The sequence below is a fragment of the Salinispora oceanensis genome (genome assembly GCF_000383575.1).
Classification (GTDB): domain Bacteria; phylum Actinomycetota; class Actinomycetes; order Mycobacteriales; family Micromonosporaceae; genus Micromonospora; species Micromonospora oceanensis.
The window spans coordinates 2,337,377-2,350,381 of the sequence record NZ_KB911579.1 but is presented as its reverse complement, the minus strand read 5'-3'; the positions used below and the strand labels follow the sequence as shown (position 1 = coordinate 2,350,381).

Genomic DNA, 13,005 nt, shown 5'->3' with positions numbered 1-13,005 from the left:
GTTAGATCAATACGACGCCAGTTGATGCGATGCCAGCAGGGCCCAGACCGTTGGCCCGGGCACCAGCGGAGGCAAGGACCGTTGCCCCTCCGGGTGCCGGTGGCGCTCAGGCCGTTGGTCCGCGGATACCAGCCGGAGCTCAGACCGTCCGGCGCCCCTCGAAGGCACGACCGAGAGTGATCTCGTCGGCGTACTCCAGGTCACCGCCGACCGGCAGGCCACTGGCCAGCCGGGTCACCGCGATGCCCATCGGCTTCACCATCAACGCCAGGTAGGTCGCGGTCGCCTCACCCTCGGTATTCGGGTCGGTGGCCAGGATCAGCTCCCGCACCGCGCCGCCGCCCAGCCGGGTCAGCAACTCCCGGACGCGCAGATTGTCCGGCCCGATCCCCTCCAGCGGATTGATCGCGCCACCGAGGACGTGATAGCGGCCGCGGAACTCACCGGTCCGCTCAATCGCCACCACGTCCTTCGGCTCCTCCACCACGCAGAGCACCTCATCGGTACGGCGTGGATCGCGACAGATCCGGCACTGCTCGGACTCGGCCACGTTGTAGCAGCTGGTGCAGAAACGCACCAGCTCCTTGACCTTGCGCAACGCGCCGGCCAGCCGGTTGATGTCGGCCGGATCCGCGGACAGGACGTGAAAGGCGATCCGCTGGGCACTCTTCGGGCCAACGCCCGGCAGCCGGCCCAGCTCGTCAATCAGGTCCTGGATGGCGCCCTCGTACATCGTCGACTCAGAAACCGGGCAGGCCGAGGCCGCCCATGCCGCCGGCCACCGGCCCCATCTTCTGGTCGGTCAGCTCCCGAGCCGCCTCGGCGGCGTTCCGCACGGCCGCGACCACCAGATCCTCCAGGGTCTCGACATCCTCCGGGTCGACCGCCTTGGGGTCGATCGTGACCGACTTGAGCTCGCCGGTGCCGGCGACGGTCGCGGTGACCAGGCCGCCACCCGCGGCACCGGTCAGCTCCGCCTCGGCCAACTCGGCCTGCGCTTGGGCGATCTGCTGCTGCATCTTCTGCGCCTGCTTCAGCATCTGCTGCATATTCGGCTGTCCACCTGGGCGCACGAACGGCTCCTTAATCACTCGACCTGCTGCGAACTCTGCTACTGCTACTGCTACTACTGATTACTGGTGTGCCTCACGGGTGTTGCTCCCCGCCGGCCGCACCGCCGCCCTAACGGGACTCAACCTCGTCGATCCGCTCCGCGCCGAACGCCTCGCGGAGCAGCCGCACCGCCTGCTCCTCGCTGGACTGGCGGGCGGTCCGCTCATCGATCACCTCGTCCAGCGGCTCGTCCCCCGGATCGAACCCCTCATGCACCACCGCGGAAGCCGTACCACCGCGCGGCGCACCGTCGTAGTCCGGATCGTACGGCGGCTCGCCGGCCCAGTCCGGCTCCGCTATCCGCCGCGACGGGGCGGATGAACGCTGCGACCGCCCCCCGCCGGCAGCCGCCGCCCGGGCGGCGGCGATCGCGCTACTCGCGGGGGTACCACTCGGCGCTGACGGCCGGGAAGCGACCGCAGCGGCAGGCGCCGCTCCCGCGCCGGAGGCCCGGCCACCACCGGCGGTCGCGACCGCCGGCCTCGCTGCTGACCCCGCCGACGCCGCTGCTGACGGAGCCGGGGCGGCCACCCCCGGCCCACCTGGGCGGGCCGTCGCGGGCCATTCCTCGGCTGCACCCGCCGGCGCGGGCGGGGCAGCCCCACCGGGGCGCGCCGGCTCCGGCCACTCCTGCTCCTCGGCGGGCCCAGCGGAGCGCCGGGCCGCACCATCAGCCGCCCCACCACTAGCCGACGGACGCGGCGGCGCGGCGGGAGCCGCCGCCGGCTCCGGCCGAGCCGGCGCGGCCGCAGGCCGAGCCGGCGCGGCCGCAGGCCGAGCCGGGCTGCTGGCGCGGGGCCCGGCAGCGGGTCCGCCGACCCGCTCACCAGCTACCTCGCACCTGATCTGCCAGCGCTCGCCCAGCTCCTCATGGAGGGAATCGATGAGCAGATCCGGTTCGTTGGCGAGGGCCTGGGCGTGGAACGGATAGCGGAAGGCCAGCACGAGGGTCTGACCGTCAACCTCGTGGACCGTCGCCTCCCGCGCCCAGGCAGCGGCCTTCTTGCTCTTGCGACCCACCAGGCCGACCACCTCCGACCAGCGCCGCCGTACCGCGGCCGCGTCGAGCGGACCCGGGCCGGTCGTACCTGGCCGGGGCGGCTCGGGGGTGGCCGGGTCGGGCATAACCGCCGGCCGGGGGGAGCCGCGGCGCGCACTGTCAAGCGCGTCCGGACCAGCCGAACTCGCCACGCTCGCGGACGTCGCGGTAACCGCCGGGCGGGGCGGGGAGTCGGCCGTTGGCACGGAAGGCGAACTAGCAGCCGGCGCAGGGACAGCCGGCGCGGAAGGCGGACCAGTGGCCGGCGCGGGAGACGGGCCGCCAGCCGGCGCGGCGGGGACAGCCGGCTGAGGAGCAGCCGGTGGGGTGTCGGCACCAGCACCAGCACCAGCGCCAGCGCCAGCGCCAGCGCCAGCGAGCGTGAGCCGACGCTCCAGAGTTTCGAGGCGTTGCAGGAGGCCAACGGCCGAGTCGTCGGCACCGGGCAGCAACAGCCGGGCGCAGATCAGCTCCAGCAGCAGCCGGGGCGCGGTGGCACCCCGCATCTCGACCAGGCCGTCGTGCACGATGTCGGCGCACCGGGACAGGGTGCCCGGCCCAAGCCGCTGCGCCTGGGCGGTCATCCGCTCGATCTGGTCGTCCGGGCCATCCACCAGGCCCTTCGGCGCGGCGTCCGGCACCCGCTGGAGGATGATCAGGTCACGCAGGCGCTCCAGCAGGTCAGCGGCGAACCGACGTGGGTCGTGCCCGGCGCCGACGATCCGATCAACGGTGGCGTACGCCGCCGCACCGTCCCCCGCGGCGAGCGCGTCACACATCTCGTCGATCAGCGCCGCGTCGGTGACACCGAGCAGCGCGGCGGCCCGGGCGTAGGTGACACCCTCCGGACCTGCCCCGGCGATGAGCTGGTCGAGCACCGAGAGACTGTCCCGGGCGCTGCCGCCGCCGGCCCGCACCACGAGGGGGAAGACCGCTGGCTCGACCTGGACGCCCTCAGCCTGGCAAAGCTGCTCCAGGTACGGCCGAAGCACCTTCGGCGGGATCAGCCGGAACGGGTAGTGGTGGGTCCGCGACTTGATCGTGCCGAGGACCTTCTCCGGCTCGGTGGTGGCGAAGATGAACTTGACGTACTCCGGGGGCTCCTCGACCAGCTTGAGTAGCGCGTTGAAGCCGGCCGACGAGACCATGTGCGCCTCGTCGATGACGTAGATCTTGAAACGGCTCTGCGCGGGCGCGAAGAACGCCTTCTCCCGCAGCTCGCGCGCGTCGTCAACGCCGCCGTGGCTGGCCGCGTCGATCTCGATGACATCGATCGAACCGGCGCCGTCGGTGGCCAGCGCCCGGCAGGAGACACAGGTCCCACAGGGCTCCGGGGTCGGGCCATGCTCGCAGTTGAGCGACCGGGCCAGGATGCGGGCACTGGAGGTCTTGCCACAGCCACGCGGCCCAGAGAAGAGGTACGCGTGATTGAGCCGCCCGCTGCGCAGCGCCTGCGACAACGGCTCGGTGACGTGCTCCTGCCCGATAACCTCGGCGAAGGTACGTGGCCGGTACTTGCGGTAGAGCGCCAGCGCCACAGCGTCCCGCCTCCTCTCGACCGAGCCATTCTGCGCCGGTCCGGCCCGGGTGACCACCCGCCCCGCTGACTCCGGGGCGAGGAAGGAACCAGATTGACGCCCGCGTTAACAGAAGGAGCCCCTGCTGACAAGGCAGCTCAGCGGCAGGTGCCGACCGCGGCACCGAAAGGCCCCCCGTGCACCCGCCAGAGCCCGCTTATCCTTGCTGCCTTCCGGCCCTGGGGAGGTTCACGAGATGCACGCCGCACGGGGGGTGCAGACAGCTTACCCGACCGAGTGTCGATCAACGGGGGGTGGTGGGGTGGGCGCCCCCGGCGGGACCTGTATCCTGTTCGGCGGAGGATTCGCCTAGAGGCCTAGGGCGCACGCTTGGAAAGCGTGTTGGGTTCACACCCTCACGAGTTCGAATCTCGTATCCTCCGCTCGCTTGAGCAGCACGAACGACAGGGCCGGCCCCGAGGGGGACCGGCCCTGAGTCGTCTCTGCGGTCGTTCCCGTCTCAGTTGTCGTCTCACTCGCCCTGTTCCGGCAGGTCAGGCGCTGACGTGTTTTGGCGGCGTCAGCAACACCTACTCGCCCCGAGTGGGCGGCCGGTGGATGCCGTCAGCGCTGGCGTTCAGCTTGGGTACCAGTGCGGGCGTGGCCCGGTGCCAGCATCTGCATCATCCGGACGTGAGACGTCAGCTGTGGAGGCTGGCTGCCGACCACGCCGCTCGGATGCGTTCTCTCGCTTCAGCTGGCGCTTCCAAGCGCTCGAATTCCTGGCCGCCGGCCCAGTACAGGCAGTCGATGCCGTAAATGTGCAGAAGGCGGACGTCGGCCTCTGCCGGGGACTCCGGAAAGAGGGCAGTCAGGCGGTCGATCGGTTGGCTCGTGTGGGCTGCGTAGTCGAGGAGTTGACCAAGAGCGTCCCGCACGTATCGATGGGATGCCGACCGTTTGGCCTCGATGAGGTCGGCGCCAGCGAGGTCGTAAAGGTCGGTCCATCCAACCGCGAGACGCAGCCGCTTCCCCTGCCCCGTGGGCAAGCTGTCGCGGTACCTCGCCATCAGCCGCGCTTCGACGCGTCGCACCGTGACTGTCTTGACTGAGCGCTGGTACTCGGCGCTCTCCGTGTGCATGGCCTCGGCCTCGAACACCTCTGGGCGGCCGCCGAGAGCTTCCAGCAGCTTTCGTTCGGCCTGGACGTCCTTCTCCGCCTCATCGGGCGTTGCATTCAGGCCGAGGCCGACGATCAGTGCCGTCGATCGTTCGACGTTGGGGACTCTGGTTTCCTGGAAGACATCGTTGGGGCTATACCCGGCTAGCACTTGAATGTCGCTATACGTCAGGTCCTGGACACGCTGGAACTCCAAGACGCTGTAGACGTTACTCCAACCACCCGTCTTCGTGTCAGGTTCCCAAAGCAGGTTCGCCAGCCGCGTATTCCGGATCCTACAACCAACTCGGCCAATCGCCTGTACACGGTTATCACCCGTAAACAGGATGGGGTCAGTCGTCGCCAACCGGTCCATCTTACTGTCGTGTTTTCCCAGGGCCCCCCAGAACCTCGCGGCACCGCCCGGATGCAGCTGAAGGAGTGCTTCGAACTCTGCCTGGGCCAAGGCCTCCCTAATCGGCCCTTCCATGAAGGGAACCTCCACGGCCAGCGTGTCATCGAACCGGGCGCGAGAGGCAGGATTTCCGTAGCACGGGGCGATCAGCACCAGGGGAACCCTGGCCGCCGGCCGCGGCAGAGCGCCAAGATCCGCCCTGTTTTGGTGAGCTGAAAACTTCTCTCCCTGGCGAGGTTCAGCCTCTCTTTGGCTTTGTGATTCGGAACCCTTAAGGAGGGATTCCCTGATACGGTCTGCCTCTTTCTTCATCTCGGCAGGGTTGGCGCGAAACTCTTCTCGCACGAGCTTATCGAGCTGATTGCTGTTGCTGTCGTCAACCACAATGTTGTAGGTCTTCAACGCAACACCGGCAGGATTACGGAAGTCCGGGTTTCGGCGGCCTGAGTGAATGGCAGGACTCTGCAACAGCTCTGAGAGGGACTTGACTCGCTCGTCCTGGGCGTCGAGCTGGCGCCAGCCGTTTGCTTCTACCAACTCGCACGCAAGAATGATTTCGTCGCGTGTCCAGTTGGGGTTCGGCAAAAACGCGACGGTAAAGCCAAGCACCTCCAGGCGTTGCGCCACCGATTTGTCACCCCCGGTAAACCTCTTAGCCGCCCACGGAACCCCCGTGCTGATGCCGTGGGCGTAGCCGACAATCGCCTTGGAGTCATAGAGCCGTCCCTCGTAGTCGAGGTAGTAGGCCCTTGCGCGGCCGAAGCCGGTGGCCTTGAGGTACGTCTGACGACCGACACGATCGAACTCCTGGACTGCGGCCAGAACACCGTCGCGCGTCACATCAGCGAGAGTCACGTCGCAAACCGTACGACAGAGGTGCGACGCGCACGTGCCACCCGTTACGCCCGTACTACCCACCTCGTCCTCCTGCGACGCACTGTCTCAGATCGTCGTGGACGGTCGTTCGGGGACCAGCATGGGAGCGCAACAGGCGTCTCAGTAAGGAGATCGCCGCCCGTTCCCGGTGAGCCTGTCAGGAGGAAGGGGGCCCTCCTCCGACGATGAGATCGCGCTGGCGAGGTTCGGGCCCACATCCGGATCATTGGTCGGGTGGCTGAGGAAGTGGCAGGAGCCCCGCACGAGTCGTCCTTCATGCAGCACCGTGGCCTGTTGTACGCGGTCGCGTACCGGACGCTCGGCAGCGCCAAGGAGGCCGAGGACGTGGTGCAGGAGACCTGGCTGCGGTGGAGTCGGGTCGATCCAAGCACCGTCGTGGACCCCGAGGCGTTCCTGGTTCGGGTGACCATCCGGCTGGCGATCGACGAACTACGCAGCGCCCGGGTACGGCGGGAGGCGTACAGCGGTCCGTGGCTGCCGGAGCCCGTCCTCACTCGGCCGGACGTCGCCGACGACGTGGTCCTCGCCGACTCCGTCTCCACCGCACTACTGCTCGTCCTGGAGGCGCTGTCCCCGCTGGAACGTGCGGTGTTTGTGTTGAGGGAGGCCTTCGGATACCCGTACGCCGAGATCGCGCGGTTCCTGGGCCGCGGCGAGCCGGCGGTACGGCAGCTTGCCTTCCGGGCCCGGAAGGCGGTGGAGAACCGCCACCGCCGCTACGACAGCGACCCGGTGACCCGGCAGCAGGTGACCGAGCGCTTCCTGGCCGCCTGTTCCGGTGGTGACATCACCGCGCTGATCGGCGTGCTGGCCCCGGACGTGACGATGGTCAGCGACGGCGGCGGCTTCACAGGTGCGCCGCGCAAGCCGATTCACGGATCGGACCGCGTGGCCCGCGCCATCGTCGTGCTCTCCCGGCAGCAGCCGGTCGGTTCGACGGTCGGGGTGCTACCCGTCAACGGTGGCCCCGGGGTGGTGGTCCGCTGCGACGGAGAGACCGTGCTCGTGATGACCCTGCACCTGGCGGGGGGTCTGGTTCGGACGATCCACGTGGTCAGCAACCCGCAGAAGCTGACCGGGGCATTCGGGTGACCCAGCTCACCCGCGGCCGCGTCACAACTCGGGTCACCACCTCGTCCGTGAACGACTGACCAACACCCTGTCCCGCGCACGGAGGCAAAATGTTCGCAACGTATCTTGTCGTGACCCTGCTCGCCTCGGCCCTCACCGGTTCGGCCGCCGTCGCCAACCTGGTCGGGCACGAATATCCGAAGACGGAGGCGGACCGCAACCGGGTTCCCCGGTCGTGGGTACGGCCCCTGGGGGTGCTCCTCGGCGCCGGTGCGCTCGGCCTGCTGGCCGGGATCGTCGTGCCAGTCCTGGGCACCTTCGCGGCGGCCGGTCTGGTCCTGTACTTCCTCGGTGCGCTGGGCGTACACGTGCGGGCCGGCAACTTTCGGCTCGGCGCCTGGGCACTCTTCTTCGTGCTCTCTCTCGCCGCGCTCACCATCAACCTCGCCTATGACCGGTGAAAGCCCATAGCTAGCCCGCGCTGCTGCGCGTAGAACCGACGACATGACCGACGCCGTGGGGCCGGGACCGCAGTACGACGCGTTCGCCGACGAGTTCTTGGAGCACGCACGCGAGGGCCTCTACAACGCTCACTACGACCGTCCGACATGCCTACGGCTGCTCGGTGCGGTCGCTGGGCGCACGGTGCTGGATGTGGCCTGCGGTCCCGGGCTCTACGCCGAAGAGCTGGTCGCCCGGGGTGCTCGGGTGATCGGGCTGGACCAGAGTCCGCGCATGGTCCAGCTGTGTCGAGAGCGCGTCCCCACCGGCGTCTTCCACGTACACGATCTTGCCGACCGGCTGCACTGGCTGCCGGACGCCTCGGTGGACCTGGTCCTGTTCGCGCTCGGGCTGGAGTATGTCGATGACCGGACCTCGACGCTACGGGAGTTGCGGCGGGTGTTGCGGCCGGACGGCGCGCTCGTGCTGTCCCGGCTCCACCCCACCGGTGACTGGCTTCGGCACGGTGGCAGCTACTTCGACGTGCGCGTTGTCGAAGAGACCTGGAGCAGGGGCTGGCAGGTGCGCTATTGGCTGGCCCCGCTGGAGCGAACCTGCGAAGAGCTACACGAGGCGGGCTTTCTGATTGAGCGGCTGCTGGAGCCACGACCGGCCGCCGAAGGGGCGTTGGTCGATCGAGAACGCTACGAGCGTCTGCTGCGGGAGCCGATCGGGTTCCTCGCGATCCGGGCACTGCCAGCCCCGGGGCGGTAGCGCCCCCAGCCGACGCAACCCGCCCCGCTGGGACGCGCAGCGGTGCGCTACCCCACATGACACCTTTGGGCGGTTTTGGCATATTTTTCGTATTCATGTCCTTATGGGGTCTACACCGGGTTTAACTCAGAGGTGGCTGCTACCGCCGGCCTGGTAGCCGAGGAGCGTCACCCGGCCAGCCCCGGGTTTGGTGGCTTCTCGTCCATGACGGGGAAGGACACCGAGACTGCGATGAGCCATCAGGAGCACACCCACCAGCCTGACCCGGCTCCATCTGGTGGACGCCGGGGGCGGTCCCGGTGGTGGGCTGCCGGAGTGACGGGCCTGGCCCTCACCACCGTCGGCGTCACCGCCATCCCAGCCGCCGATGCGGTGGGACGCACCCGCCCCGCCGCCGCCGACCGGCCCGCCACCGACGAGCACCGCGGCCAACTCGACGGCGGCAAACCCAACGACCAGAGCAGGGACGACCCGGCAAAGAAAAGCGGGAGGTCACCGGGCGTACCGGTCCCCTGCAACGCGGACGCCCTGATCGCTGCGATCACCTTGGCCAACGCTCGCGGTGGGGGTGCGCTCGACCTCGCCCGAAACTGCACCTACCTGCTGACCGCGAACATCGACGGCGCCGGCCTCCCCACCATCACCAGCCCGATCACCCTCAACGGGAGTAAGAGCACCACCATCGAACGCGCCGCTGCGGTTGACCAGTTCCGCATCCTCAACGTCGGCACCGGCGGTGACCTCACCCTCAACCAGCTGACGATCACCGGCGGCCAGACCACCGGCGCTGGCGCTGATGGCGCTGGCATCCTGGTGGACGCGGGTGGGGCGTTGACCACTGAACACAGCACCATCACCCGCAACATCGCCAGCGACGCGGGTGGCGGCATCGCCAACAACGGCACCACCCACCTCCGGTCCTCCAAGGTCAGCCGCAATACCGCCGGCTCCACTGGGGGAGGCATCTTGAATTCCGGCCTACTCAATATCAGCAACTCCGGCATCCACGCCAACACCGGATTCATGGGAGCCGGAGTCACCAGTACGGGAGCAGTTCGGATCGAACACAGCAGCATCTCCAAAAATAACGCCCGGGAATCCAGCGGGGGTCTTTTTGTCGAAAGCGGCACCGCCACAGTCACGGACAGTAGCGTTACGAACAATAGCGCCACCCAGGTGGTCGGCGGCATTCTCGCGGGCCTGAGCACAGAAGTATCGATCAGCTCGGTAACCATCGCCGACAACGTAACTTTGAACGCAGTCGCCGGCGGCCTTGGGGTGGACTACAACGCGTCCGTCGTCGTTGACGACAGTGTTATCAAAAACAACAATGCCAGCATCGAGGGCGGCGGCATCTACAACACCTCCGATCTGGTGCTACGAAACACGAAGGTCTTCGGCAACCAGGCCGGCAGCCTGGGCGGTGGCATCTACAACGAGAACATCGGAACCGTGACCCTCTTCACCACCAAGGTCACCAAAAATATCGCCGGCGCCGACGGTGGCGGCATCTACAACGAGGTGGGCGGCACGGTGAACCTGAACACCGCCACCGGCACCGTCGTGGTCAAGAATCGACCGAACAACTGCGTCGAGGTTCCCGGCTGCGCCGGTTAGTAGGCGAGTACTGCCGGGCCCCCTCGGGGGCCCGGCGGCGGATACGTTGCTCCGCATGACCAACGTCGATCATGAGATCACCGCGGAGCTGGTCCGGGAGCTGGTCCGCCGGGATGAGGGCTGCGGAGCCGATCCAGCGCCCCCACCGGGGGCGCTAGTAGTGCAATGATGCCCGTCATGGTGACCAATTCCGTTCCGTTGGGCCGGCCCTTCTGGACGTTCTGGAGCGCCTCGACCCTCGCCAACGTCGGGGACGGCATCCGACTGGCAGCTTTCCCCCTTCTCGCCGCGTCGCTGACCGCCAACCCGATCGCGGTGGCCGCGGTAGCCGCGGCCCAGTCCCTGCCGTGGTTGGTGACCGGCCTCCTCGCCGGGTCGCTGGCCGACCGCCGCCGCCCTCGCGCGCTGCTCGCCCAAGCCGACACCGCCCGGGTGGTCGTCCTGGGCGTCCTGGTGGTGGCCGTGGCGATGGGCTGGGCGTCGCTGCCGCTGGTCCTGCTGGCCAGCTTCCTGCTCGGGGTCGGGGAGACGGTACGCGACACGGCCGCGCAGACGGCACTTCCCGGCCTGGTACCCGAACGGCTACTCGAGCGCGCCAACGGAAGACTGGTCGCCGGCGAGATCGTCGGCAACGAGTTCGTCGGCCCACCGGTCGGTGCCGCGCTCTTCGTGGCCGGCGCCGCGCTGCCGTTCGCGGCGAACGGGGCGTCCCTCGCCCTGGCCGTCATGCTCCTGCTGACTCTGCCGATCAGCATCGCCGCCCGGCCACCGCAGGACGCGCCGAAGCAGGCCAGCCCGGGGGTGATGGCGGGTCTGCGCTGGCTGGCCGGCCAGCGGGTGCTGCGCACACTCGCGTTGGTCACCGCCGCGGTCGCCGCCGCCGACAGCGCCTGGTTCGCGATCCTGGTGCTGTACGCGGAGGGCCCCCTCGGCATCGGCGCGACCGGCTTCGGCATCCTGCTCGCCGCTGGCGCCCTCGGTGGCCTGCTCGGCTCGTTTCTCGTTGACCGACTCGTCGCGGGCCGCCGGCACCGCATGATTCTCACCTGCTCACTGGCGATCACCGCCGGCATCCCGGCGACACTCGCTGTGACCACCCAGTTGTGGGCCGCAATCCTCGTCATCGTGGTCACGAGCGGATCGTTCGCGGTGCTCAACGTCACGGTCGTGTCGCTACGGCAACGGCTGGTGCCACGGGAACTACTCGGCCGTACGGTTGCGGCCGGTCGCACCCTGAGCTTCAGCGCCGCCGCCGTGGGCGCGCTGCTCGGCGGTGTCCTCACCGCAACAATCGGGATCGAAGCACCCTTCATCTTCAGCGGCCTGGTCGCGGTCCTGGCGACCACCGCCTGGTGGATCGTGTCCCGGCCCTGACCCACAAGCCCGCCGTTGATGGCGGCCACGGCGAGGGAGCGTAGATGCCGGGCGCGACCACTGGAACACCGCACCACATCGAAATCTGGGTACCCCACCTCGCCCGGGCCATCCACAGTTGGGGATGGTTGCTGCAGCGTCTCGGCTATACGCAGTTCCAGTCTTGGCCAGCGGGACGCAGCTGGCGGATGGGCCCGACCTACCTCGTGCTGGAAGAATCCCCGGACCTCACCGCGGACGACCATGACCGTCGCCGGCCCGGCCTCAATCACCTTGCCTTTCACGTCGAAAGCACCCAACTCGTCGACACGCTCTGCGAGGAGGCCACCCAGTACGGTTGGCGCCTCCTGCTCTCCGACCGCCACCCCTACGCCGGGGGCCCCAACCACTACGCCGCCTATCTCGAGGACATCGACGGCTTCGAGGTGGAACTCGTCGCCATCCCGCCCGAGCAGGGATACTGATGCGCGTGCAGCGGAGCGGGCAACCAACGGCGGCGAGGCTGGCGAGGCTGGCGAGGCCCTTCGTACACATGTTTCATCCACAGCCTGTGGACACATGAGTTACCAGCTCAGCGCGATCATCGCGGACGTCGGGTTGCTGCACGAGGAGACCCGCGGGCTGGATCACGCGGTCCTCGGCAACCTACGCCAGGATTTCGCCTTACTGCCGGTGACCTCGCAACTGGTCGAAGAGCTGACCGGGGCGCCGCCGGACTACGCCGTTGAGGAGCCCGCCCCGGAGCGCCCGTTCACGCTGGTTCTCTCCACCGCGCTGACCGGAGTCCTGGCCGACTGGTCGCGGCGCGGCCCGGTGGCGTATGTCGAGGCGGAGTTCACCGGTGGCGTCGGCCACCAGGCGGCGGCGGTGTGGCTCGGCGGTCAGCGGTCCTGGGGGCCGCGCTTCGACTCGGTCTTCGATGGGCCGCGTGGGCAGTGGCCAATCAACGCCGCCCTGGTCGAGGTGGGGGTGGAGCCGGGCCCGTGGGTTGACCTCTTCGCCGAGCTCGGCCTGCACCTGGAGCGGAACACCGCCGGCTGGCTGGCGCACGGGCGTCGGGGGCTGGGAGCCGACTACTGGGACGAGCTGGTCGAGGAGTGGGAGCGGCGCGAAGCCGAGGCCAGCCAGCGCCCCGAGCCAGGCGGGTTTCGGTTCAGCGGACCTCGATGACTTCCTGGCCGAGTGGCCAGAATGCCGCCGGTACGAGTTTGAAGTTGGCGATGCCGAACGGAATGCCGATGATCGTGATGCAGAGGGACACCCCGGCGACCAGGTGCGACAGCGCCAGCCACCAGCCGGCCAACAGCACCCAGAGCACGTTCGCCAGCCCGGAGGCGACGCTGGCCCCCGGCTTGGTGACCAAGGTGCGACCGAAGGGCCACAGCGAGTATGAAGCCAGCCGCAGCGAGGCGACCCCGAACGGGATAGTGATGACGAGGACGAAACAGATTAACGCGGCGACGAAGTAGCCGAAGGCCAGCACGATTCCGCCGCCGAAGATGAGCCACAGCACGTTCAGGACGAATCGAATCATGCTCCTAGCGTGACGCACGTCCGCCACCTCGCCAGCCTCGCGCACCGCCGCCGG

12 protein-coding genes, 1 tRNA gene and 1 other RNA gene are annotated in these 13,005 nt (G+C 68.6%); 8 read left to right on the top strand and 6 right to left on the bottom strand.

Translation table 11 applies throughout. From position 1 onward, the window contains the following. Window positions 1-139: 139 nt before the first annotated feature. From recR to ffs, 4 genes are all read right to left on the bottom strand, one after another. On the bottom strand, window positions 140-733 hold the full coding sequence (recR, locus tag SALPAC4_RS0111040) for a recombination mediator RecR (RefSeq protein WP_018221666.1): 594 nt from the start codon (window positions 731-733) through the stop codon (window positions 140-142). A 7-nt stretch (window positions 734-740) separates the two neighbouring features. Then, window positions 741-1,049 carry a YbaB/EbfC family nucleoid-associated protein gene (locus SALPAC4_RS0111035; RefSeq protein WP_018254726.1) on the bottom strand — a complete coding sequence of 103 codons (309 nt, stop codon included), beginning with the start codon at window positions 1,047-1,049 and terminating at the stop codon, window positions 741-743. Between the two features lie 133 nt (window positions 1,050-1,182). Further along, window positions 1,183-3,690: a DNA polymerase III subunit gamma and tau gene (locus tag SALPAC4_RS0111030; protein WP_019870366.1), complete on the bottom strand. Its 2,508-nt coding sequence runs from the start codon at window positions 3,688-3,690 to the stop codon at window positions 1,183-1,185. Window positions 3,691-3,855: 165 nt separating this feature from the next. Further along, window positions 3,856-3,946: signal recognition particle sRNA small type (ffs, locus tag SALPAC4_RS26445), an RNA gene on the bottom strand. Between the two features lie 81 nt (window positions 3,947-4,027). Here ffs and SALPAC4_RS0111025 point away from each other — a divergent pair. After that, window positions 4,028-4,112 (top strand) — tRNA-Ser (locus SALPAC4_RS0111025). Window positions 4,113-4,370: 258 nt separating this feature from the next. On the opposite strand, the gene SALPAC4_RS0111020 is transcribed toward SALPAC4_RS0111025, so the two are convergent. Next, window positions 4,371-6,098 (bottom strand): hypothetical protein, encoded by a 1,728-nt coding sequence (locus SALPAC4_RS0111020; RefSeq protein WP_223874731.1) that lies wholly within the window; start codon window positions 6,096-6,098, stop codon window positions 4,371-4,373. Between the two features lie 246 nt (window positions 6,099-6,344). On the opposite strand from SALPAC4_RS0111020, the gene sigJ reads away from it, so the two are divergent. The 7 genes from sigJ to SALPAC4_RS0110980 all read left to right on the top strand — a co-directional run bounded on the left by sigJ (window position 6,345) and on the right by SALPAC4_RS0110980 (window position 12,587). Continuing rightward, complete coding sequence (gene sigJ / locus SALPAC4_RS0111015; protein ID WP_027644655.1) at window positions 6,345-7,232, top strand: RNA polymerase sigma factor SigJ; 888 nt, start codon at window positions 6,345-6,347, stop codon at window positions 7,230-7,232. Between the two features lie 89 nt (window positions 7,233-7,321). Further along, window positions 7,322-7,672, top strand: a complete 351-nt coding sequence (locus tag SALPAC4_RS0111010; RefSeq protein ID WP_019870363.1) for a DoxX family protein — start codon at window positions 7,322-7,324, stop codon at window positions 7,670-7,672. Window positions 7,673-7,715: 43 nt separating this feature from the next. After that, window positions 7,716-8,426, top strand: coding sequence for a class I SAM-dependent methyltransferase (locus SALPAC4_RS0111005; protein ID WP_019870362.1), 711 nt, complete (start codon window positions 7,716-7,718; stop codon window positions 8,424-8,426). Window positions 8,427-8,741: 315 nt separating this feature from the next. Continuing rightward, complete coding sequence (locus SALPAC4_RS0111000) at window positions 8,742-10,043, top strand: hypothetical protein (protein WP_019870361.1); 1,302 nt, start codon at window positions 8,742-8,744, stop codon at window positions 10,041-10,043. Between the two features lie 165 nt (window positions 10,044-10,208). Continuing rightward, the gene (locus SALPAC4_RS0110990) at window positions 10,209-11,417 is read left to right on the top strand and encodes an MFS transporter (RefSeq protein ID WP_019870360.1); all 1,209 of its coding nucleotides are present in this window, start codon (window positions 10,209-10,211) and stop codon (window positions 11,415-11,417) included. Between the two features lie 44 nt (window positions 11,418-11,461). Beyond that, complete coding sequence (locus SALPAC4_RS0110985; RefSeq protein ID WP_019870359.1) at window positions 11,462-11,881, top strand: VOC family protein; 420 nt, start codon at window positions 11,462-11,464, stop codon at window positions 11,879-11,881. A 94-nt stretch (window positions 11,882-11,975) separates the two neighbouring features. Beyond that, on the top strand, window positions 11,976-12,587 hold the full coding sequence (locus SALPAC4_RS0110980; protein WP_019870358.1) for a hypothetical protein: 612 nt from the start codon (window positions 11,976-11,978) through the stop codon (window positions 12,585-12,587). Here SALPAC4_RS0110980 and SALPAC4_RS0110975 read toward each other — a convergent pair. Beyond that, window positions 12,571-12,951 (bottom strand): YccF domain-containing protein, encoded by a 381-nt coding sequence (locus SALPAC4_RS0110975; RefSeq protein WP_019870357.1) that lies wholly within the window; start codon window positions 12,949-12,951, stop codon window positions 12,571-12,573. The genes SALPAC4_RS0110980 and SALPAC4_RS0110975 overlap by 17 nt on opposite strands. Window positions 12,952-13,005: the final 54 nt, after the last annotated feature.